Below are 22,025 nucleotides of genomic sequence, written 5' to 3'. Positions count from 1 at the left end.
ACCCAGCAACGCGGAGACCACGGCCGGGGCAACGGACAGCGCTGGAAGAATCACTGCCGCCGCTGCGAGCAGCGCCGCCTTGGCGAACCCGCCGACTGCCGCCCCCAGCCACGAACTCGACCGTCGCACGAGCCCCCTCCTTCCCAAGGATCGCCTGTGCGCCATCTTGCTTGCCCCACGAGTCACGGCGACTCAGGCCCCCGTCGGCAAAGCGGTATGCATGACGCGTCGGGTGCGGACGGCAATCGCGATCAGCGGCACTGCCGACACCGCCTGCATCCCCGCGTACCACACCGGGCAGACACCCGGAATCAAGTCAACCACGATGATCGCGATCGGCAAGATCGTCGTCACGATGCGCAAGTGCTCCAAGCTCTTCCGCTCTCCCCGCGACGCACGTACAGCCAGCCGGTAGAACAGCGGAGTAGCGAGAAGCAGAAGACCGGCTCGAACCCACATGAATGTATTCGCCAGGCCATGAGCCACTGCGATCGCGGCCACCGTCGCCAAGACCACGGCACTGATCACACCGAAGATCACGATGCACTTCTTCACCATGCCGAAGACGTGTTGGGCACTAGTATCGTTCGGCGACACCGCCACCGCAGAGTCGCTGTTGCTCAGTTTCTTCGAGTTCGTCATGCCAACGACGCTACGAAGACCAACAGCCATGCAACACAGGTCTAGACCCACAGGGTGGTGGGTCTAGACCCACCAGCCCAGCATCCCCCGGCTCCCCGTCATCGGCGGTCAGAATCTGCCGAATAGATCACCCGCACAACGGCACTACGGCCCCGGAGTTCCGTCAGCGCCGATGGGAACGTGCGACCTGGCGTTGTCGATCCTGGCCCGGTAGTGCACCTCCCGTGCCCGGGAGGTGCGGCCGCGGTCAGAGGGTGATGCCGAGGAGGGCGTCTACGGCGGATTTCAGCGCGGCGGGGGCGGCGGGATCGGGGCCGCTGTAGTCGAGGGCTTGGCGGGCCCAGTTGTCCACGGCGTCGAGGGCTTTGGGGGTGTCCAGGTCGTCGGCGAGGTGTTGGCGCAGGCGCGCGATGGTGTCGGTGGCGTCGGGGCCGGTGGGCAGGGCGGTGGCGCGCCGCCAGAGGTCGAGGCGGGCTTTGGCGGCGTCGAGCACGGCGTCGGTCCACATGCGGTCCTGCCGGTAGTGGCCGGCCAGCAGGCCCAGGCGGATGGCGGCCGGGTCGACGCCGCTGCGACGCAGCGTGGAGACCAGCACCAGGTTGCCCTTGGACTTCGACATCTTCTCGCCGTCCAAACCGATCAGGCCGGCGTGCACGTAATGGCGGGCGAAACGGCGGCCCGCGATCAGGGATTCGGCGTGCGCGGCGGAGTACTCGTGATGCGGGTAGATCAGATCGCTGCCGCCGCCTTGGATATCGAATTCGGGCCCGATCCGGTTCAGCGCGATCGCCGAACATTCGATGTGCCAGCCGGGACGGCCCGCACCGAACGGGGCCGGCCAGGACGGTTCGCCGGGACGGGCGGCCCGCCACAGCAGCGCGTCGATGCTGTCCCGCTTGCCCGGACGGTCGGGGTCGCCGCCGCGCTCGGCGAACAGGCGCTCCATGGTGTCGCGGTCGTAGCCGGACTCGTAGCCGAACTGTTCGGTCGCGTCGGCCCGGAAGTACACGTCGGGGTACTCGGCGTCGTCGACCACGTACGCGGCGCCCGACGCGAGCAGCTTCTGCACGAATTCGACGACCTCGTCGACGGATTCGATGGCGCCGACGTATTCGCGCGGCGGCACGATGCGGAGCGCGGTCATGTCCTCACGGAACAGCTCGATCTCGCGCGTGCCGAGGTCGCGCCAGTCCACGCCGTCGCGTTCGGCGCGCTCGAACAGCGGGTCGTCCACGTCGGTCACGTTCTGCACGTAGTGCACCTCGTGCCCGGAATCGCGCAGCGATCGGTTGACCAGATCGAAGGTCAGATAGGTGGCGGCGTGCCCGAGATGGGTGGCGTCGTAAGGGGTGATCCCGCAGACGTACATGGTGGCGGTGGCGCCGGGTGTGACCGGACGCACCTGACGGTCGGCGGTGTCGAACAACCGCAACGGCGGCCCTGCTCCGGGGATGGTGGGTAGGGCGATATCGGACCAGGACTGCATAATTCGAGGGTAAAGGTGGGGTCGAGATCGTCGCCCTCCGCCCCGGCCGATCCGCCGCCGAACCCCTCTGCTACGCCACTCACGACCTGCGGAAATCAGCAAATCATGGGATGTCAAGGTTTTCGCTCTCGCTGAGTCCCTTGTCCGCGAATAGTTGACGGGACCACGCTCACGCCACCCGACGCTTCGCGCGACGGTAGCGCGTGCACCCGCCGAGAGCAATGCCAGGGGTCATGGGCGCCGCGCAGGCGCACCCTGCAAGATCGCATCGACTGCCGAACCGCGGGCGCTGAATATTTCGCCCGGCGATCGGGGGCACTCGCAACTTCGATACCGGATTCTCCGGCCACCCACCGGCCGACGCGCAGCGACTGGACAAACCGCCAGGACACGCAGAGCCCGAAGCCGCCACGGAGCTGGGCAGCCGCCACCGAGCGACCGGCGTCGCCGGCCGACCTTGGGCTTCGCCCGGGGCCACCGCCGCCGATCCGATCGCGTCCACTCCAGAACGCAAGCCCCCCAAGTCGATTCGGCACCCGATGCAACCCCGCACACCGTGCCGAATCAGCTCAGAACGCGGGCCAGGGTATCGGGCGGGAGGTGCGGGGCGTCGGCATCACTGGATCGTCGACGAGTTCCTGGGTGCGGTCGACCAGGGCTTCGATCTCGGCGTCGGTGATGTGCTCGGCGAGGTCGTCGGCGACCGCGCCGGGCAGTTCTTTGGCGAAGGCGGTGATGTCGGCGACCAGCGCGTCGCTCAGGGGCTGGCCGGCCCAGCCCCACAGTACGGTGCGCAGTTTGTGCTCGCTGTGCAAGCAGATGCCGTGATCGACGCCGTAGACCTGCCCGTCGGTGCCTTCCAGCGCGTGCCCGCCCTTGCGGTCGGCGTTGTTGAGCAGCACATCCAGCACGGCCATGCGTTGCAGGCGCGGGTCGTCGGCGTGGATGAGCGAGACGTCGTTGCCCGCGGGGTCCTGCGCGCGCAGCACCTCGCGGAAACCGTCGGGCACCGCGCCGAGCGGCACCAGGTCCACCAGGTCGAGCCGGTTGCCGCGCGCGGTGTGGTTGTCGACGCCGTCCACCCAGCGCTGCACCATGCCGACGCCGTAGGGTCCGTCGCGCAGGATCGTCTCCGGGATCACGCCCCAGCCGACGGCCGCCGAGATCCGATAGGACGCCACCTCCCGGCCCGCGAGCGTGCCGTCGGGGAAGTCCCACAGCGGACGCTCGCCGCGTACGGGTTTGTACACCACCCGCAGGGGCGGTTCGTTCTCGTCGAGGATTTCGCAGACCAGGGTCACGTTGCTGGCGGTACTGATCCGCCCGATCACGGTCAACTCACCACTGTGGAACCGCTCCCCGGCCCGCGTCACCGTTCACTCCTCTAGCTCGGCCGCGCCGAAGATGTCGCCGCGCTTGTAGCCGTTGGTCCGCACACACATATGTCCCCGCGACGACAGCGGTTCCCCGCACAGCGGGCACGGCGGGCGACCCGCCGCGATCACCCTGGTCGACCGCAGCGCGAACTCCCGGGCCTGGATCGGGGTCAGGAACACGCGCACCGCGTCCGGCCCCTCCTCGGTGTCGTCGAGCACCACCGACTCGTCCACCTCGGTTTCGGTGATCGCCAGCAATTCCACCACCACGGCGTTCGCGTCGGCGTCCCAGCCGAGCCCCATCGTGCCGACCCGGAACTCGGCGTCGACCGGGGTGACCAGCGGGGCGCTGTCGCTGATGTCCTCGGCCTGCGGCGGCACCTCGGCGCCGAAGCGGCGGGCCACCTCGTCCAACAGCAGACCCATCCGGTCGGCGAGCACCTTCACCTGCTGCTTTTCCAGCAGCACGCTCACGACCCGCGGTTCCTGAACGGCCTGCAGATAGAACGCGCGATCGCCCGGCTCACCGACGGTCCCGGCGACGAAACGATCGGGGGTGCGAAATACATGGATTGCGCGTGACACATGCACCTCCTGATACGTGACCCTGATCGACTATCCGCGGCGCGGCGCCGCCGACTACCCGTGTACAAGGAATCTCAACGCTCCGCATTCCCATTATCCGCACTCCCCGCCCCGCCCAGCTCGCCGCCGGGCACCGGGCCGTCCGGATCGGCCGCAGGTTGCTGCCCTGCGGAGCGTGAATCGGCAACGGGGCGTTGCTGATTCGCCAGCGCCGAGAGGTCGGCGCCGGTGTCGTTGAACCGCCACACATACGGCGAGGTGGGGGTGTAGCGGACGACGCTGATCGAGGCGGGCTCCACCATGATCCGCTGGAAACCGTCCAGGTGAATGCCCAGCGCGTCGGCCAGCACCGACTTGATGACGTCGCCGTGCGTGCAGGCCACCCACAGCGCGTCGCCGCCGTGCTGTTCGGCCAGCGCCCGATCGTGCTCGCGCAATGCGGCCACCGCACGGCTCTGCACCTGCGCCAGCCCCTCCCCGCCGGGGAAGACCGCACCGGAGGCGTGCCGCTGCACCACCTTCCAGAGCGGTTCCTCCAGCAGTTCGCTGATCGGCCGCCCGGTCCAGTCGCCGTAGTCGACCTCGATCAGCCGATCGTCGAATACCGGTTCCAGCCCGAATTTCTCCGCCAGCGGGGCCACTGTGCGCTGACAGCGCAGCAGCGGCGAGTGCACGATCCGCTCGATCGGCAGTCCGGCGAGCCGTTCGGCGACGGCCCTTGCCTGCTCTTCGCCGCGCTCGGTCAGCTCGACGCCGGTGCTCCGACCGGCCAGGGTGCGGGCGGTGTTCGAGGTCGACACACCGTGTCGCAGCAGAATCACCGTCATGTAGTCAGCCTAGTCATGCGGCCGGACCGGCCCCCACTTCGTCGGCCGCCGTCGGCCACGTGCCCCACGGCCGCGGCGATACTCATGTGGCCGACACGACCCCGGTCGCGAGCAACCCCATCACGGTCAGACCGAGCAGGATGCGGTACCCGACGAACCAGTCCAGCGAATGCTTCGCCACGAACTTCAGCAGCCACGCCACCGACGCGTAACCGACGGCGAATGCCAGGATCGTCGCCACCAGCAGCTGCGGTCCGCTCGCGTTGAGCCCCTCACCGGCCGGTTTGAACGCGTCGGGGATGCTGAACAGGCCCGAGGCGGTCACCGCGGGAATCGCGAGCAGGAACGAAAAGCGCACGGACGCTTCGCGAGTCAGGCCCAGGAACAGACCCGCCGACGAGGTGGCGCCCGACCGCGACACACCCGGGATCAGCGCGAGACACTGCGCGAAACCCATCACCAGGCCGTCGCGGGTGGTCAGCCGTTCGATCGGGCGCTGCTTGCGGCCGTAGTATTCGGCCGCGGCGATCACCAGGGCGAACGCGATGAGCATGAACGAGATCAGCCACAGGTTGCGCGCCGCGGTGCGGATCACGTCCTTGAACAGGTAGCCGAGCACGCCGATCGGGATGGTGGCGATGATCACATACCACCCGATCCGATAGTCCAGTTCGCGCTGACGTTCCTCGTCGAAGTAGCGGTCCGCCTCCGCGTTCGTCACGACGGGCAGTCGGGTGGTCACCTGTTCGGTGATCGGGACGGTTTCGCGGACGGCGGACAGCTTGCGGCCGAGCACGGTGAACCAGGCCTGCACGATCCGCCAGATGTCCTTGGCGAAATAGACCAGCACGGCGGCCTCGGTGCCCAGCTGGGTGACCGCGGTGAACGAGGCGCCCGCGTCGTCACCGAAGAACACCCCGGACACGATCCGCAGGTGCGCGGACGAGGAAATCGGCAGGAACTCTGTCAGTCCCTGCACCAGACCGAGCACCAGTGCCTGCAACCAGGTCATCGATTCGCCGGTCATGCAGCCTCCCGGTCACTCATTCCGCCTCCATCCGTGCTGCCCGAAAGAACCGTTCCGACTGGGCAATTGGTCAACTGGTGGGTCGCGATGCCGTGGGGTCGGCCGCAATCCCGCAGCGACAGTACAGTGTCGGCGCGTACGGGGCATGCCCGCCGCTCGCTGCCACCGGATCCGCCGCGACGCGCGAGCGCACTGCGCGGTGGGCGACCGCACGGCCGCGCACGCTCTAGGCTTGGCGCCGTGACGATTGCGCGGGCACGGTGATGGAACAGCGGACGGTCGGCCACAGCGGCCTACGGGTGTCCCGAATCGGATTGGCGACCCATACCTGGGGTGCGCACACGGATACCGACGACGCCGCGGTGCAGCTGGCGGCGTTCGTCGAAGCGGGCGGCACGCTCGTCGACACCTCCCCCGCCTACACCGGCGGCGGCGCGCAGCGGATCCTGGCCGAGCTGCTCGGCGATCTGGTCTCCCGCGACGATCTGGTGCTCAGCGGGTGCGCGGGTATCGCGCCGCGGGTGACGCCCGCCCCGGCCGGGCCCGCCGTCCCGGACGCGACGTATTCCGCCGTCGATACGTCCCGGCGCGCGCTACTACGTCAGCTCGATCGGACCCTGCTCGAATTCGGCACCGACCATCTCGACATCTGGAACGTCGCGGTCTGGGATCCGCGGACCCCGCTCGACGAGGTCGCCGCGACGCTGGAACTCGCGGTCCGGTCCGGGCGGGTCCGCTACGCGGGCGTGCGCGGGTTCAACGCCTGGCAGCTGGCCAGCCTCGCCGCGCTCGCCCCGATCAGTGCCGCGCAGACGCCGTACTCGTTGCTCGCGCGAGGCGCGGAAACCGATTTCGTGCCCGCGGCACAGCATCACGGCGTCGGGGTGATCGCCTCGTCGCCGCTCGCGGGCGGCATCCTCACCGGCAAGTATCGCGACGGCGTGCCCGCGGATTCGCGGGGCGCGGACGAATCGACCGCCGCCGATATCCGCGACAGTCTCGACGAGCGGGCGACGCGCGTGGTCGACGCGCTGGTCACCGCCGCCGACGGGCTCGGCACCTCGCCGCTGGCCGTCGCGCTGGCCTGGATCCGGGACCGGCCGAGCGTGGCGAGCATGATCGTCGGCGCGCGCGATATCGGTCAGCTCACCGGCGTGCTCGCGGCCGAGGCGCTCGAGCTGCCGCGGGCGATCGCCGCCGCGCTGGACGACGTGAGCGCCCGCGCCGAATGATCACCGCCCGCGCGTGTGCCGCCTGCCTGCCGCCGCACGGCACGTCTTAGGCTTACCTTCATGAGGCATGCGACGTCGGCAGACCCGTCCGTCCAGGCGCAGCGCATCGGTCGTGGCCGAGCGGGGCTGACCCGGTGCGTGCTCGCGGTGCTCGCACTCACCCTGGCGGTGACGACCGCGGCATGCGGTACCGACAGTGCCGCAACGAACTCCGGCCAGCGCGGCCCCGCAACCGCGAAACTCACCGACCTCGATCCGGTGCCGATCGGGTCCGAGCCCACGCCGACGCTGCCGGTGACGGTGCGCTCCTTCGACGGCACCGACGTCACCATCACCGACGCGAGCCGCATCATCGCCGTCGACCGCTACGGCACCCTGGCCCAGGTCGTGTACGCACTGGGCTTGGGGCCCAAGCTGATCGGGCGCGGCACCGTCGCCAACCCCGCCATCCAGAACGTGCCGATCGTGGCCGGCGGCAACGGGTCCTTGAACCTGGAAGGTGTACTGGCCCTTCGTCCTTCGGTGTTCCTGACCGACGACGTCACGGTGACCCCGCAGTTGCGCGAGCAGTTGCGCGCGGCCGGGGTGAACCTGGTCTTCTTCGATCCGAAACGGACCATGGACGGCGTCGGCCCGCAGATCGAAGCCGTCGCCGCCGCCCTCGGTGTGCCCGATCGCGGCCGCGCGCTCGCGCAGCGCACCAAGGACGAGATCGCGGCCGCCATCGCCGCGGTGCCCCCGCAGGATCCGAAACTGAAGATGGCGTTCCTGTACCTGCGCTCCACCGCAATCACGATGCTGGCGGGCCCTGGTTCGGGCGCGGACACCCTGATCGCCGCGATCGGCGGAGACGACGCGGGTTCGGCGCTGTCCGAGCCGTTCATCACGATCACCAGCGAGGCCATGATCGGGGCCGCGCCGGACGTGCTCATCGTGATGTCCGACGGGCTGAAATCCGTGGGCGGCGTCGACGGCTTGGAGAAGGTGCCGGGCATCGCGCAGACGCCCGCCGGACGCAACAAGCGGGTTGTCGACATGGCCGACACCGTGGTGCTCAGCTTCGGCCCCAACACCGGCCGGGTCATCACGGCCCTCGCCGAGGCCGTGTACGGCACGAAACCCGCATGAGCGAAACCACCACCGCCGCGAAGCCAGTCACTCCCACCCCGAGATCGCGTGGTCGTTCGCGCACCACAGTGATTTTCGTGGTCGCGATCCTCGGGCTGATCGGGCTCGCGCTCGCTTCCGCCGCGATCGGGCAGGTGCCGACCACCCCCGCCGAAGTGGCGGGTAGCGTGCTGCACCGGATCGGCCTCGACTGGGGACCGATGCCCGCGCATCCCGCCGGCGAGGTGACGCTGTGGGAGGTGCGGTTCCCGCGGGTGCTGCTCGCGATGCTCGTCGGCGCGGCACTGGCGACCGCGGGCGGACTGCTACAGGGCGTGTTCGCCAATCCGCTCGCCGAACCCGGTGTGATCGGTGTGTCCGCGGGTGCGGCGGTCGGGGCGGGCACGGTCATCGTGATCGGCGGGGCGTTCGTCGCCGCCTGGTCCGTGGCCGCGGCCGCGTTCGCCGCCGGGCTGGCCACCACCGCGCTGGTGTATGTGCTCGCTCGCTCCAACGGGCGCACCGAGGTGGTCACGCTGGTGCTCACGGGTGTCGCGATCAACGCGTTCGCGGGCGGGCTCATCGCGTTCCTGCTGTTCGTCGCCTCGCCCGCCGCACGCGATCAGATCGTGTTCTGGCAGCTCGGTTCGCTCAACGGTGCCACCTGGGATTCGGTGCGCATCGTCGGGATCCTGAGCGCCGTCGGCATCACCGCGGCCGTAGTCATCGCGCCCCGCCTGGACCTGCTCGCACTCGGTGAGGCGTCCGCGCGGCATCTCGGCGTCGACGTGGAACGGTTGCGGCGCAACGTCATCCTGATCGTCGCCGTGCTCGCCACCGCGGGGGTCGCGTTCACCGGGATCGTGCTGTTCGTCGGGTTGATCGTGCCGCATCTGGTGCGCATGCTCGTCGGCCCCGGGCACCGCGTGCTGATCCCGTTGAGCGCCATCCTCGGCGCGGTGGTGCTGCTGGCCGCCGACGTCGCCGCCCGCTCCCTCGTCCACAACGCCGACCTCCCCCTCGGCATGCTCACCTCCCTCATCGGTGGACCCTTCTTCTTCTGGTTGCTCCGCCGCACCCGCGCCCGCGCCGGAGGGTGGGCATGAGCGGCGTGCGCGCTGGTGCGTCGAACCTCGGCAAGTCGGCGTTCTTCGTGCTCGACGACGCGGAGAGGGTGGCAGCCGGTGCGGTGGCGGCGTTTTCCGTGCACGCCGGGCAGGGTTGTGCCATCGGATCGGCGAAGCAGCCGAGCAGGTGCGCGTCGACGCGGCGTTCCTCGGAGTCGCGACCCGTGGTGGCCGCCGCGCACACTCCGGGTCGGCTGTCACCGGACCGGCACCCCGCGGGCGGCGCGTCTGCACCGATCAGCAGGGGTCGTGCGATGCAGGCGGGCCAAGTAGTGCCGCGGTGGCTCGCGTCGCAGTCCTGCCGGGACGGTGCGCCCCGGCGCGAAGGCACAGCGACGGCAGGTCCGCCACGCGGCCCTGCCGTTCGGCATCGACCGCCCGGCCGGTCGCAGGACGAAGCGAACGCCCAATTGCCGAGGACCGCTCGGCGTCGCCGGATCTCGAAGCACGTGCGTCATGGCGCGACATCGACGCGAAGTTCTTGCGGGGCATGGGCGCTGGGTGTGCGAGGTGGTCGATGAGTGGGGTGCGGCAGGTGTTCGCGCGGACGCATGAGGTGCCGGCGGCGCCGGCGGCGGGCGCGGTGACGTTGCGGGCGCGCGGGGTGAGCGTGGAGCGGCGCGGGGCGCACAGTGCGCAGCGGCGGGTGCTCGAAGACGTCGATTTCGATGTGGTCGCAGGGGAGATCGTCGCGCTGGTCGGGCCGAACGGGGCGGGCAAGTCCACCTTGCTGGCGGCGCTGGCCGGGGAACTCACGCCCAGCACCGGCGTGATCGAACTCGAAGGGCACGCGCTGACCCACTGGTCGCCACTGGACATGGCGCGCCGGCGCGCCGTGCTCCCGCAATCCCACACCGTCGGTTTCCCGTTCACCGCGCGCGAGGTCGTCGCGATGGGCCGCGCGCCATGGCTGCGCACCGAACGCCGAGAACTCGACGACGAACGGATCGCCGCCGCGCTGGCCGCTGCCGACGTGGAACACCTTGCCGCCCGGTCGTTTCCGACCCTGTCCGGCGGCGAACGCGCCCGCGTCGCGCTGGCCCGGGTGCTCGCCCAGGACACCGGCACCCTGCTGCTGGACGAACCCACCGCCGCCCTCGACCTCGGCCACCAGGAAGCCGTGCTGCACCTGGCCACCGCCCGCGCCCGCGCCGGTGCCGCCGTCGTCATCGTCCTGCACGACCTCGGCATCGCCGCCGCCTACGCCGACCGCGTAGCCGTCCTCGAGGCGGGCCGCATCGCCGCCGACGGCCCACCCCGCAAGGTCCTCACCACCGACCTGCTCACCCGCGTCTACCAGCACCCCGTCGAAGTCCTCGATCACCCCGAAACCGGCGCCCAACTCGTCCTGCCCGTCCGCCGCTGAACCCTCCTCGGCGGACGACGAGATCGAGCCCAGTGATCGGGCGTCGATGAGCCGCCGGAACCGATATCGGCGCGCCGCCAGGCGGCGCTACCCGGGCTCGGACAGCAACGGATGGGGTTGTGTCGCAAAGACTTTCCGAACCGGCACTCAGCCGGGCAGGGCCGCGCGGCGCAGGATGTCGATCTCGCCGCCCGGGGTGGTCGGGTCGAAGCCGTGTTCGGTGAGCCAGCGGATGCCGCGCAGGCTGCGCAGGGACCACCAGGCGCGGATCACCTCCCGGTCGACCTCGGTGCCGTAACCGGCCAGCACGTCATCGAGATGCTCGGGGTGCCCGAGTGTCAGGGTGGCGAGGTCGAACAGGGCGTCGCCGCAGGCCGCCTCGGTCCAGTCGAGCACACCGGTGACCTCGTCACCCTCGACGAACACGTGCGCGACCTGGAGGTCGCTGTGCGTGAACACCGGCGTCCACGGTCGCAACGCGGCCTCGGCGACCCGGCGATTGCGCACGACCACCTCCACGGGAAGGACACCGTTGGCGACGATCCACTCGCATTCGCCGTCCAGTTCCGCAGCAAGCCCGTCAACGGTGCGACCGGGCCACGGCGGCAGCGGCGCATCGTGCAGTCGGCGTACCACCGCGCCCGCCGCAGTCCACGCCGCCCGCGACGCGGTCGAAGGTCGACCGAGTCGACCGAGCGGCGTGCCACGAAGAGCGGCGAGCGCGAGCACAGGCGGCTTGCGCCACAGCACTTGCGGCGTCGGAATCGGCGCCAACTCCATCGCCGCGACCTCGACGTCGGTCCGCCCCTGATCTCCGTCGACTTTCAGGAACGCCTCCCCGACCCGCAAGGTCGCACAGTCGTGATGCGCCACCACAACCTCGACGTTTCCCACACGGGCCATTATCGTCGGCCACGTCAGCCGCTGTCGCCAGGTTTATCGGCGGGCGAGAGGAGCTACACCCGTCAGCCTGCGGGTGACGACGGCTCGAAGGCTTGGGCTACCGCGAGGCTGTCCTCGTAGACGTGATGCCTTGTGATGAGGCTGTTCTCGACGGTCACGTGCAGGGCGAAGCGGGATCGGTAGGCGCGGCGGGTGGTGCGGGCCGTTTGGCGGATCTCGCCGAGGATCACCGCGTCGGGGCCGTCGACGAGGATGCGTTCGATCACAGTTCCGACTTCCTCGGGCACGTGGTGGCGGGCGATCTCACGAAAGTGCTCGGCGACGTCCGCGCGCGTCGCACGGTGCCGGATCCACGGTGTCGCCGTGCGCCCGTGCTCGTCCTCGGGCCAATCCAGCTGCCAATCGCTCACCGGCGCATAGAGCGCGGCGATGGCCTCCGCCTCACCCGCCCCGATCCGACCGAGCAGTTCCGTCACGACGGCACGCGTCGCACTCTCCTCCACAACATCCACCCGCCCACTCTCCCCCCGCCACCCGCACCACGTCGATTACCTGCGAGGTAATACCGCCCGTCCCCACGACTCCCACGACGCGTCGGATAGCCAGCATCCGCAAACACCCGACCGAGTGCGGGAGATCCGCGAACGCTACGGCATCGCCTACTTCACGATGCTGGAATCGGATATGGAGGCCTTCGCCCCGGTGATCGAACTCCTGAAATAGCCGCTACTCGCCGGCGGTCGGCGCGAGGTCGACGTGCAGCCCGCCCTGGATCAGCACGCGCATAACGGCATTCACCGCCCAGACGGCGAAGAACAGCGCCCCGGCCAGCGGATGGACGGCGGTGGACCAGGCGAGCGCGCCACCGCCGAACCAGATCAGTTCCAGCGCAACACGCCACGCGCCCGTGAGCGGGAACCGCGCGTCGGCGGCCGCACCGAACATCGCCCACATCAGAATGAACAGCAGCGGCGCCAGCACACCCGCGACCACCCGCACGACCAGCCCGCCGGATACCGAAAATCCCCAAACAGCAGCGCCCGCAATGACGCCCAGCTCCAGCAGGAACATCACGACAAGGTTGACGGCACGCACGAATCCCCCTCAGCGCCAGACGATCTTCAACACCGCGGGCGTCAGCAGCATGCGAATGACGGTGGCATCGAGGATGAGCGCAGCGATCATCCCGTAGGCGATGTATTTCATCAGCACCAGATCGGAGAAGCCGAACGCGCCGGTGACGACGATGAGAATGGCTGCGGCAGAGGTGATCACGCCGCCGGTGTGGGCGATGCCGTACCGGATCGCCTCGGGCGGGTCGGCGCCGCCGGCGCGCGCTTCGGCCACCCGGGACAGCAGGAACACCTCGTAGTCGGTGGAAAGTCCGAACACCACGGTCACGATCAACGCCAGGACCGCGAACATCAACGGGCCAGGGGTGAAATGGAAGATCCCCGAACCGTGCCCCTCGACGAACACCCAGGTGAGCACACCGAGGGTGGACACCAGACTCAACGCGCTCATCGCCACGGCCTTGACCGCCAGCACGATCGACCGGAACGCCGCGTACATCAGCGCCAGTGCCGCGGCCGCGAGCAATGCCACCAGCACCGGCAGTCCGCGCAACAATCCGTTGATGCTGTCGCGTTCGAGCGCGGGCACCCCCGCCACCATGACGCGCACGCCAGGCGGCTCCGGTATCGCGCGCAGCGCATCGATCACCCGATCGGAGTCCTGTTTGTCCACCAGCCCGGCTTGCAGCACGTTGATGCCGTCCTTGGTCGCCGCCGACGGCTCGAATCGTCCGGTGAGGCCCGGTATCCGGCTGGCTTCGTAGCGAATATCGCTGAGCTGCTGCGGATTCGCGCCGAGCACGAGCAGCTTCAGCGGTTCGGTGCGGAAACTGGGAAACAGTTCGTCGAATCGTTCCTGGGCGACCCGGGCCGGGTTCTGCGCGCCGAGATATTTCTCACTGATCCCGCCGAATTCGATGTGCCGGAACGGAATACTCAGCGCCAGCAGCGCGAGCACGATCGGCACCGCGACGGCCCAGGGCCTGCGCATCGACCATTGCGCGAGGCGGGAGAAGAAGCCCGCGTCGATCTGTGCCTCGGTTTTGGTGCGGGAGAACCGTTTCCAGCCCAGGAAATCGATGCGCCGGCCCGCGATGCTCAGCGCGGCGGGCAGCGCGGTCACCGAGAGCAGCGCGGCGAGCAGCACCGAACTGATGCCGCCGTAGGGCACCGAGCGCAGCACCCCGTTCGGGAAGATGAACAGCGCGGCCAGGCTGACCGCGATGATCGCCGCGGAGAACAGCACGGTGCGCCCGGCCGTGGCGACGGTGCGCGCGGTCGCCTCCTCGACGGTGTGCCCGGCCGCGAGTTCCTCCCGGAACCGGGTGACGGTGAACAGCCCGTAGTCGATCGCGAGCCCGAGGCTGACCAGCGTCATCACGGTGCTCGCGAAGACGTTCACGTCGATGAAGCCGGTGAGCACCCGCATGATGCCCGCGGTGCCCATGATCGTCATGCCGCCGATCAGCACCGGCAGCAACGCGCCGACCACGCCGCCGAACACGAAGTACAGCAGGATCGCCACCAGCGGCAGCGCAATCAGTTCGGCCCGGTGGATGTCGTTCTGCATGCCGGTGTTCAGCCCGGCCAGCACGGGCTGCAATCCGGCCAGCTGGACCGTCGTACCGCCGGGACCGCCGCCGTCACGCCCGGCGCCGAGGTGGTCTTTGATCGCGGCGTAGTTCTCCACGGTCGCGGTGCCTTCACCGCGCAGCCCGACGCTGGCGAACGCGTGCGTGCGCGAGGCGTCGGTGGCGTTGGCGGCGAACGGGCTGTCCCAGTAGCTGTCGATCTTCAGGATGCGCTCGGGGAACCGGGCCAGCAGATCGTTCAGCGCGCCGGTCACGGCCGACCGGACCGCGGGATCGTCGACCGTCGTGCCCGTGGGCACCGTGTAGAGCAGGATCAGGTCGCTGTCGGTGTCTCGGCCGAAGGTGGCGTCGGCGATCTTCGAGGCCGCCACCGATTCGCTCGATTCGTCGAACCAGCCCTCCTGGGTCAGCCGGCCCGCGAGGTCACGGCCGAACAGCCCCGACAGCACCACCGCCAACGCGAACACCGCGAGCACCACATAACGATGCCGATAGACGCATCGCCCCCAGCGCAGCAGCCCGCTGTGCAGCTTCGACTCCCCTCGCGCGGCCCGTGGCCCCGCCTCGACGCGCCCGCTGCGCAGATCCGACACGATCCGGGTCAGCCGCAGGCCGGCGTGCGGTAGTCGGCCGAACGCAGGATGCCGCACAGGTCGGTGCGCGAGATCTTCCATTTGCCGTCGAGCAGCACGAAGTGCACCACGGTGGTGCGCACGGCCGTGCCGGTGCCGTCCTTGTCCAGCCGCATGGTCGCGGTGAGCGTGCCGTCGTGGTTGTCGAACACCGGGTCGGTGACGCCGTAGATCGCGCGCGGATTGTCTTGCAGCGCTTTGTACATGTCGGGGATCGCGGTGCGGAACGCGTCGCCGTCCTCGATCAGGTCGGTGCGTTCGCTGTCGGGCAGGGCCGGATCGAGCGCGCGTTTGATCTGCGCGTCCAGTTGCGCGGCGCTCGGCAGCGGCGGATGCGCGGCCAGCGAGGACGTGGTGATCGAGGCGGACAACGACGCGTTGGCCGAGGACCGGGCGGCGTCGACGGCGGCCTCGTCCGGGCCGGTGCTGCACGCCCCGGACGCGGCGACGGTGAGCAGAACGGCCGCGAGCAGCGCGGTGCGGGCGAATCGTGTGTAGGGCATCACCATCTACATACCATCTATGACGGAACTGATTCGTCCCAGCAACGCGCGCACCGTGGTCATTTCCCGATCCGGGATGGCGGCGGTGGGCACGGCGGCGGGGATGGTGTCGCGGACGAGAGCGACGACGCTGCGTTCGTCGTCGAGGTCGATATCGGTGACGCGGGCCTGCGCGACGGCGACGACGTCGTCCGGGCCGGGCATGTCGTCGGCCAGGTCGGCCCGGTAGATCTCCAGCGTGAGCGTGGCGCGGACCGTGCGAAACGCATACGGCCTGCCGTCGGCGGTGGTCCCGAACCCGTGCGCGAACGGACCAACGGTGATGTCATCGATGGCAAACCCCGACGTGTGGTCGGCTATCAACCGGCTCTCCCTGATTTGGACACTGTTTCAACTCAACGGTAACCCGCGTCACCGACATTCACCGTCCGCCGACACCCCGGTACGCCATGCCGGTATACCGACATGGTCAGATGGTTGGGTTGCGGTTGATTCGTCGGTAGAAGGAGTTCGGAGGATGCCCGCTCGCGGTTGGGTGGAATCGGCGGCGATCTCCGCAGTAGCGGCCGTGCTGCTGCTGACCGGATGCTCCTCGAGTTCCGACGGGGACGATCTGGCCACCCGGGATCCCGCCACCGCCGCGGTCGCACCCGCCCAGAGTGCCCGCCCCGCAGGCGATGTCGTCGGCGTGACCACACCGATCGGCGCACTGCTCGCCGAGGAGTCCACCGGGCGGATCGCGGCACTCGGCACCAACGGCGACACGCTGCTGCTCATCGATCCCGACACGCCGAACCCGCGCACGATTTCGCTGCCCGCCCGGGGCGCCGCGCTCGTGCAGGGCAAGCCGGGCGAAGTCCTGGTCCCCGCGCCCGAGCGCGTCCTGCGCGTCGACGTCGCGAGTGGTGCGCTCACCGAGGTCGCGGTCGACGGCGACGCCCGCTCGGTGCAGCGCCGCGCGGACGACACGCTGATCGTCGGCACCGCCGACGGCAAGGTGCGCACGCTCTCGCCCGAGGGCAAGACCACCCGTACCGTCTCGGGACTCGCCTCGGCCGACGCGCTGGCGCTGACCGACGATCACGTCACAGTTCTGGATCGCAAGCAGACCTCGGTGACCGAGATCGAACTCGGCAAAAAGTCCCTCGGCCTGGCCCTTCGCGCCGGTGACGGGGCCACCAACATGATCTCCGACCGGTTCGGCCGGGTGCTGGTCACCGACACCGACGGGGGCGAACTGCTGGTCTTCAGCGCCGGACCTCTCGTCCTGCACCAGCGATTCCCGGTAAACTCTTCGCCTTACGCGATTGCCTACGACCAGCGGTCCGACACCGTGTGGGTGACGTGCACACAGACCAACGAAGTCGTCGGCTTCGATCTGTCGACGGGTATACCGAAAGAGGTGGGGCGGTACGCCACCGTCCGGCAGCCGAACTCGGTGACCGTCGAGCAGCGCACCGGTGACATGTTCGTGGGTTCCGCGACCGGCGACGGTCTGCAGCGGATCCGCGCGGACGATCGGAAGAGAGGGCACTGATGACTCGGGCAGCGGACGAACCAGCCTCAGCACATCATTCCGGCAGGCGGACGGTGCGCCCGCGCGCCCTGCCTGCCGGGTGGGAGACCACCAGTGACGATTACGAATACGTGCCGCTGCGGCTGCCACCCGAGGTGACCCGGGTGACGGCCTCGATGCGGCTGGCCATCCAGGCCGAATTCGGGGGCTGGGAGTTGTCCCGCGTGCGGGCTTACACCGACGGCAGCCGCCGGGTGCTGCTGCGCCGCCGAAAAACCGCACTACCCCAGCCCGAACCGGGAATGTGAGCCGATGTACGCCCTGTTATTACGCCTGATGTTCCTGGTCCCGCCGGAGCGGATCCACCACCTGGTCTTCGCCACGATGCGGGTGTGCGGCCGGCTCGCGCCGACCCGCTGGCTGATGACCAAGTTCTTCGTCACCGACGATCCGATCCTGCGCAATACCGCGTTCGGCGTCGAATTCCCCGCGCCGCTCGGCTTGGCCGCCGGCTTCGACAAGAACGCCGACGGCGTCGACGCGTGGGCGCCACTGGGTTTCGGCTTCGCCGAGATCGGCACCGTCACCGCCCAGGCCCAGCCGGGTAACCCCGCGCCGCGCCTGTTCCGGCTGCCCGCCGATCGCGCGCTCATCAATCGTATGGGGTTCAACAACTTCGGTGCCGCGGCGGCCGCCGCCCAGCTGCGCGACCGGCGCGGCGGGGTGCCGATCGGCGCGAACATCGGCAAGACCAAAATCGTCGAAGCCGCCGACGCCGCAGGCGATTACGCGATCAGCGCGGCTTTGCTCGGCCCGCTCGCCGACTTCGTCGTCGTCAACGTCAGCTCCCCCAATACCCCGGGCCTGCGCGACCTGCAGGCCGTCGAATCGCTGCGCCCCCTGTTGCAGGCGGTGCTGGACAGCGTGCGGGTGCCGGTGCTGGTGAAGATCGCCCCCGACCTGTCCGACGAGGACATCGACGCCGTCGCCGACCTCGCCGTGGAACTCGGCCTGGCGGGCATCGTCGCCACCAACACCACCATCCGCCGCGACGGCCTGGCCACCGCCGCCGCCGAGGTCGCCGCCATGGGCGCGGGCGGGCTGTCCGGCGCGCCCGTCGCCGACCGCTCGCTCGACGTGCTGCGCCGCCTGTACCGCCGTGTGGGCGACCGTCTCGTCCTCATCTCGGTCGGCGGTATCGAAACCGCCGACCAGGCCTGGGAACGCATCCTGGCCGGCGCCACCCTGCTGCAGGGCTACACCGGCTTCATCTACGGCGGCCCGTTCTGGACCCGCAAGATCCATCGCGGTCTCGCCGAACGCCTGCGCGCCAACGGATATCGGAGCCTGGCCGACGCGGTCGGTGCCGAGCACACCGCCAACGCCTGAGCCCGTTCGCGGCTCAGCCGAGGACGTACGGCGGTTCGACGAGGTGCCCGCGCAGCGGGTGCGACCGCGGGTTGCGTCCCGGCGAAGCGGCCGCAGCCGCCCGTTCCTGGTGCAGCCGCACCGCCATCCGACGGGCCAGCAGCAACAGCGCGCCGGTGCGCGGTATCCCGATCTGCTCGGCGCAGACATCGATCCGATCCTGCACCGCGCGGTCGTGCACCGCGCTCAGGTCGCTCAGCAGTTCGTCGAGTTCCATACCGAGCTGCGCCTGCTCGGCGCTGAGCAGGCGATCGGGCAGCCAGCTCAACCGCCACCGGTCCGTGCCGTCCGCTTCGCGGTACGCCCATTCGGGGGTGATATCGCTGGTCATAGTCCAGAAGGTGATGTGCACAGTCATGACTGCCTCCGGTCCAACAAATCGAACGTGTTCACGAATGTCTGTCCCGCACCCGCCGGTGCAGCAGCTCCAGGGCCTGCCGCACGGTGATGCCGAGGACACCGGCCGAGGTTTCGGCCCGCGTCTGCGCCGGACCGTCCGACGCGAAGTCCGGGCGGCTCAGCAGCTCACCCAATTCCATTGCCGCTCTGGCCTGCTCGTGGCTCAGCCGGTGCGGTAGCCAGCTCACGAGCCAGGCCGGTTCGGCGCGTCCGGCCACCCGTTCCGCCCATTCGCCGCAGACACTGCTCGTCATCGATCGGCTGTTCTCGAAAATCGTCACGGCGGCCTCCTCCAGGTGGGTCGTCGCACGGGCGCGTGCTGCTGCACTCGAGGTTGGTGAGCCCGGTCGGCGCAGCGCGCGAACCGGTGCGGCTTCCTCGCGGAAGCGATGCGATGCCGACCGTGGCCGGCCTGCGTAGGGGGTCTGCGAGAACTGCGCCGCGCCCCGCCTAGGCTCCGACCAGGTTCGGCTCGAGCTCGGTGTCGGTACCGAGGTGCCGGTGCGGCCTGCGCCGCCGGTTGTGCCGAATCAGGAGAACTGTTTTCATCTCCGGGTCCCCTCCCGAGGTGGCTGGGAGGCGATGCCTCGCCGAACCCAGTGTGGCATTTGCCGTATCGGACCGTCAATTGCCGTTGTAGGTTGGTAATTGACAGTTCGCCCGCGGGCTAAACGCCGATTTTCGGCGGACGCGGGTATACCCCTCAGCAACGACGACGAGAGAGGTCGAGCCCGCCATGGTCCCGCAGGACTCGGGAGTGGTTGCCGTGCGCAACATCCTCACGCGACTGTGCAAGCGGTCCGGACTCAGCCTGGACCGCCTGCGCACCACCGAGATAGACGTCGCGCCGCTACTGGATCTATTGGCCGTGCGCCAGCACGCGCACCGCAACGGGATCTCCGCCGAAGAGGCAGTGCTGCCGGTCGTGCGCGATCTGGCCGCGCAATTGCCGCCGACGAACCGGCTCATCGCCGACGCCGAGCTCGTCCTCGGGCTGCTGCGCGACGACAATGCCGGCGCCGCAGTGGATCTCGATCGGCTCTACGCCGCCGACCTCGGCGAGCGCCGGGAGTACCTGACCGAGCAGTGGCGCCTGCTGCACGAAACCCTTGCCGCCGAAGACATCCCGCCGGCGCCGACCGTGCGCTCGCTGCGCGCCACCCCCGAACGCCGCGCGTTCACCGCGCTGGCGAACCTGCTCGTCAACGAATCGGTCTACGACGCCGCCTCGGCGCACACCACGCCGATCTTCCGCGCCCCGCCGACCACGAAACCCCCTGCCACACCGACAGTTCCAGGCGTCGTCACGGTGATCGGCGACGCCGTCATCGACCATCTGTACTTCGTCGACCACATCCCGGTGGCGGGCGCGTCGACGCAGGGCAGCAGTTTCGAAGAACATCCCGGCGGCAAGGGGCTCAGTCGCGCGGTGGCCGCCGCCCGGCTCGGCCTGCAGGTCCGGCTGATCTCCGCGGTCGGCGACGACGCCGCGGGCCGTCGCGTGCTGCAATATCTGCGCGACCAGGGCGTGGACACCGATCTGGTGAAGGTGGTGCCCGACGCACCGACGCCGGTGACCGCCGTGCTGATCACCAGCACCGGCGCCGCGGGCTTCATCGGCTGTCGTGACGACCGGATCCGCTTGAGCGCCCAGGACTTACGCAGCCCGATGATCAACGCCGCGCTCGCCTCCTCGGACGCGGTGCTGCTCACCTTCGAACAACCGAGTCCGGTGCTCGAGCGCGTGCTGTCGTTGGTGCAGCGGCTGTCTCCGCGTCCGCTGCTCGTCGTCCATCCGTCGCCGTCGATCGGCGTGCCGCAGTATCTCTACCAATACCTCGGCGCCGTCGACTATCTCGCGGGGACCAGCAAGGACCTGGCCGCGATGGTGCCCGACGGCGCCGCCGCCTCCCCCGCCGCGACGGCTCAGCGCCTGCGCGCGCTCGGGGTCCGATCGGTCTGCGCGATCGAGGACTTCCGCTGCACCGTCTGGTCCGACCGCGTGAGCACCCAGATTCCGCCGTTCCCCGCCGCGATGGAAGATTCACCGGGAGCTCAGGCAGCCTTCGCGGCGGCGCTGGTATACCGTCTCGTCTCGACCCGCCGACCGGCCGATGAGAACGACTACATCTGGGCGACCGCGGCGATGGTGGCAACGCAGTCGTTCGGGGATGTCCCCGGGGCGATGCCACCGGTCAGCGATATCGACCGCATCGTCAGACTTGCTTCGGAGGAGCATTGACCACGTCGCTGTCCGGCCTTGCCGAGACCGAGCACCGGTTCACGCGCAAGGAGAGCACCCTGCCGGTCAGGGTGCTCGAACTCGACGACGCGACCGAACGAGGACATCTGCTGATCTTCGGTGAACTCACCGACGGATGCCTGGTCCGGATCCATTCGCGCTGCCTGTACGGCGAGACCCTGCGCTCCGACGACTGCGACTGCGGTCCGGAGCTCGACGCCGCGCTCGATCTCATCCAGGCGGCCGGCTGCGGCGTCCTGGTGTATCTGGAGCAGGAGGGTCGCGGGCTCGGACTGGTCGCGAAGGCTCGCGGATACCGGCACAGCGAGCAGCACCGCACCGACAGCTTCACCAGCTACGCACAGCTGGGCTATCCCGTCGACGCGCGCACCTTCGAGGCGGCGGCCCGTGGGCTGGCCGGGCTCGGACTGCGCTCGGTCACGCTGCTCACCAACAACCCCGTCAAGATCGAGACGGTGCGCGCCGCGGGCGTGCATGTCATTGCCGCGCCGCTGATCACGCCGGTACGCAGCGACCGGGCCCGGGCCTACCTCGAAGCCAAGCGGCTGTACCGCGGGCACACCCTACCCGCGGATCTGGCCCCGTTCGACGCGCCCGCACCGCTGCTGCCCGCGCCTCGGCTGCGCTCGCTGCTCCCCAGCCGCGAGGTCGTGGTGATGGCGCCGATCGCGCTGCTGGCCGTTTTACTCGTATCGTTCGGTCATATCAGCGTGGCGGTGACCGCGGCGCTGCTCGGCGTGCTCCTGCTCGGCGGTCACGCGCTGCGCTCCAGCGATCTCATCGCCGAGTTGCGAACCCGGCACGAGCGGCACGCCGAGACCGGCCGGCTCGAGCTGACACCGCTGCCCGTTCCGCCGCTGCCCCTCGCCGACGATTCGGCGGGCGCGGACACCGTGATCGTCACCCCGCAGCAGGAGTGCTGCTGATGACGCGCGCCGGAG

23 protein-coding genes are annotated in these 22,025 nt (G+C 69.6%); 9 read left to right on the top strand and 14 right to left on the bottom strand.

Going from position 1 to position 22,025, the window contains the following annotated elements; translation table 11 throughout:
• Positions 1–192 precede the first annotated feature (192 nt).
• The 6 genes from TY25_RS02530 to TY25_RS02505 all read right to left on the bottom strand — a co-directional run bounded on the left by TY25_RS02530 (position 193) and on the right by TY25_RS02505 (position 5,943).
• Positions 193–642 carry a hypothetical protein gene (locus TY25_RS02530; protein WP_052382751.1) on the bottom strand — a complete coding sequence of 150 codons (450 nt, stop codon included), beginning with the start codon at positions 640–642 and terminating at the stop codon, positions 193–195.
• 247 nt (positions 643–889) lie between these two features.
• Positions 890–2,128 carry a cysteine--1-D-myo-inosityl 2-amino-2-deoxy-alpha-D-glucopyranoside ligase gene (mshC, locus tag TY25_RS02525; RefSeq protein ID WP_042253802.1) on the bottom strand — a complete coding sequence of 413 codons (1,239 nt, stop codon included), beginning with the start codon at positions 2,126–2,128 and terminating at the stop codon, positions 890–892.
• Positions 2,129–2,697: 569 nt separating this feature from the next.
• The gene (locus TY25_RS02520) at positions 2,698–3,501 is read right to left on the bottom strand and encodes an SCO1664 family protein (RefSeq protein ID WP_042253800.1); all 804 of its coding nucleotides are present in this window, start codon (positions 3,499–3,501) and stop codon (positions 2,698–2,700) included.
• A gap of 3 nt (positions 3,502–3,504) precedes the next feature.
• A complete protein-coding gene (locus tag TY25_RS02515) occupies positions 3,505–4,089 on the bottom strand; it encodes a DUF3090 domain-containing protein (protein ID WP_014985009.1) in 585 nt (194 codons plus the stop codon).
• Between the two features lie 74 nt (positions 4,090–4,163).
• Complete coding sequence (locus TY25_RS02510) at positions 4,164–4,916, bottom strand: histidine phosphatase family protein (RefSeq protein WP_042253799.1); 753 nt, start codon at positions 4,914–4,916, stop codon at positions 4,164–4,166.
• An 82-nt stretch (positions 4,917–4,998) separates the two neighbouring features.
• Entirely contained in the window at positions 4,999–5,943 is a 945-nt protein-coding gene (locus TY25_RS02505; protein WP_063602695.1) for an undecaprenyl-diphosphate phosphatase, read from the bottom strand.
• A 263-nt stretch (positions 5,944–6,206) separates the two neighbouring features.
• Between TY25_RS02505 and TY25_RS02500 the strand changes: the two genes are divergently transcribed.
• From TY25_RS02500 to TY25_RS02485, 4 genes are all read left to right on the top strand, one after another.
• Positions 6,207–7,175, top strand: a complete 969-nt coding sequence (locus TY25_RS02500; RefSeq protein WP_042253798.1) for an aldo/keto reductase — start codon at positions 6,207–6,209, stop codon at positions 7,173–7,175.
• A gap of 60 nt (positions 7,176–7,235) precedes the next feature.
• A complete protein-coding gene (locus TY25_RS02495) occupies positions 7,236–8,303 on the top strand; it encodes a heme/hemin ABC transporter substrate-binding protein (protein WP_081868630.1) in 1,068 nt (355 codons plus the stop codon).
• Entirely contained in the window at positions 8,300–9,388 is a 1,089-nt protein-coding gene (locus TY25_RS02490; protein WP_042253797.1) for a FecCD family ABC transporter permease, read from the top strand. Before TY25_RS02495 ends, TY25_RS02490 begins: the two co-directional genes overlap by 4 nt.
• Positions 9,389–9,926: 538 nt before the next feature.
• Entirely contained in the window at positions 9,927–10,775 is an 849-nt protein-coding gene (locus tag TY25_RS02485) for a heme ABC transporter ATP-binding protein (RefSeq protein WP_042253796.1), read from the top strand.
• Positions 10,776–10,922: 147 nt separating this feature from the next.
• Here TY25_RS02485 and TY25_RS02480 read toward each other — a convergent pair whose 3' ends face one another.
• The 6 genes from TY25_RS02480 to TY25_RS02455 form a co-directional block, all read right to left on the bottom strand.
• Entirely contained in the window at positions 10,923–11,678 is a 756-nt protein-coding gene (locus TY25_RS02480) for a phosphotransferase family protein (RefSeq protein ID WP_042253795.1), read from the bottom strand.
• A gap of 62 nt (positions 11,679–11,740) precedes the next feature.
• Positions 11,741–12,190, bottom strand: coding sequence for a nuclear transport factor 2 family protein (locus TY25_RS02475; RefSeq protein WP_226887335.1), 450 nt, complete (start codon positions 12,188–12,190; stop codon positions 11,741–11,743).
• Between the two features lie 214 nt (positions 12,191–12,404).
• Entirely contained in the window at positions 12,405–12,773 is a 369-nt protein-coding gene (locus TY25_RS02470; protein WP_042253794.1) for a YrdB family protein, read from the bottom strand.
• A gap of 9 nt (positions 12,774–12,782) precedes the next feature.
• A complete protein-coding gene (locus TY25_RS02465; protein ID WP_169744314.1) occupies positions 12,783–14,993 on the bottom strand; it encodes an MMPL family transporter in 2,211 nt (736 codons plus the stop codon).
• A complete protein-coding gene (locus TY25_RS02460; protein WP_081868629.1) occupies positions 14,945–15,484 on the bottom strand; it encodes a WKL family lipoprotein in 540 nt (179 codons plus the stop codon). Before TY25_RS02460 ends, TY25_RS02465 begins: the two co-directional genes overlap by 49 nt.
• Entirely contained in the window at positions 15,485–15,841 is a 357-nt protein-coding gene (locus TY25_RS02455) for a hypothetical protein (protein ID WP_014985022.1), read from the bottom strand.
• A 154-nt stretch (positions 15,842–15,995) separates the two neighbouring features.
• On the opposite strand from TY25_RS02455, the gene TY25_RS02450 reads away from it, so the two are divergent.
• The 3 genes from TY25_RS02450 to TY25_RS02440 are packed head-to-tail and all read left to right on the top strand — an operon-like array spanning position 15,996 to position 18,383.
• Positions 15,996–17,015 (top strand): NHL repeat-containing protein, encoded by a 1,020-nt coding sequence (locus TY25_RS02450; protein WP_042253793.1) that lies wholly within the window; start codon positions 15,996–15,998, stop codon positions 17,013–17,015.
• The gene (locus TY25_RS02445; protein ID WP_226887334.1) at positions 17,015–17,302 is read left to right on the top strand and encodes a DUF5703 family protein; all 288 of its coding nucleotides are present in this window, start codon (positions 17,015–17,017) and stop codon (positions 17,300–17,302) included. The genes TY25_RS02450 and TY25_RS02445 overlap by 1 nt, the downstream gene beginning before the upstream one ends.
• Before the next feature lie 4 nt (positions 17,303–17,306).
• Positions 17,307–18,383 carry a quinone-dependent dihydroorotate dehydrogenase gene (locus TY25_RS02440; protein WP_042253791.1) on the top strand — a complete coding sequence of 359 codons (1,077 nt, stop codon included), beginning with the start codon at positions 17,307–17,309 and terminating at the stop codon, positions 18,381–18,383.
• A 13-nt stretch (positions 18,384–18,396) separates the two neighbouring features.
• On the opposite strand, the gene TY25_RS02435 is transcribed toward TY25_RS02440, so the two are convergent.
• Together TY25_RS02435 and TY25_RS02430 are read right to left on the bottom strand one after the other, a co-directional pair.
• Positions 18,397–18,780, bottom strand: coding sequence for a hypothetical protein (locus TY25_RS02435; protein ID WP_042253790.1), 384 nt, complete (start codon positions 18,778–18,780; stop codon positions 18,397–18,399).
• Between the two features lie 31 nt (positions 18,781–18,811).
• Entirely contained in the window at positions 18,812–19,102 is a 291-nt protein-coding gene (locus tag TY25_RS02430) for a hypothetical protein (RefSeq protein ID WP_042253789.1), read from the bottom strand.
• Positions 19,103–19,587: 485 nt separating this feature from the next.
• On the opposite strand from TY25_RS02430, the gene TY25_RS02425 reads away from it, so the two are divergent.
• Both TY25_RS02425 and TY25_RS02420 read left to right on the top strand, forming a co-directional pair.
• On the top strand, positions 19,588–21,063 hold the full coding sequence (locus TY25_RS02425; RefSeq protein ID WP_226887333.1) for a PfkB family carbohydrate kinase: 1,476 nt from the start codon (positions 19,588–19,590) through the stop codon (positions 21,061–21,063).
• Positions 21,060–22,010: a GTP cyclohydrolase II gene (locus tag TY25_RS02420; protein ID WP_063602694.1), complete on the top strand. Its 951-nt coding sequence runs from the start codon at positions 21,060–21,062 to the stop codon at positions 22,008–22,010. Before TY25_RS02425 ends, TY25_RS02420 begins: the two co-directional genes overlap by 4 nt.
• The last annotated feature ends 15 nt before the right edge of the window (positions 22,011–22,025 follow it).

This window comes from Nocardia brasiliensis NBRC 14402 (genome assembly GCF_000308475.2).
In the GTDB taxonomy this organism is placed as follows: Bacteria; Actinomycetota; Actinomycetes; order Mycobacteriales; family Mycobacteriaceae; genus Nocardia; species Nocardia brasiliensis.
Note: the sequence above shows the minus strand (reverse complement) of the source record. Positions and strands in the feature narration are given on the sequence as shown.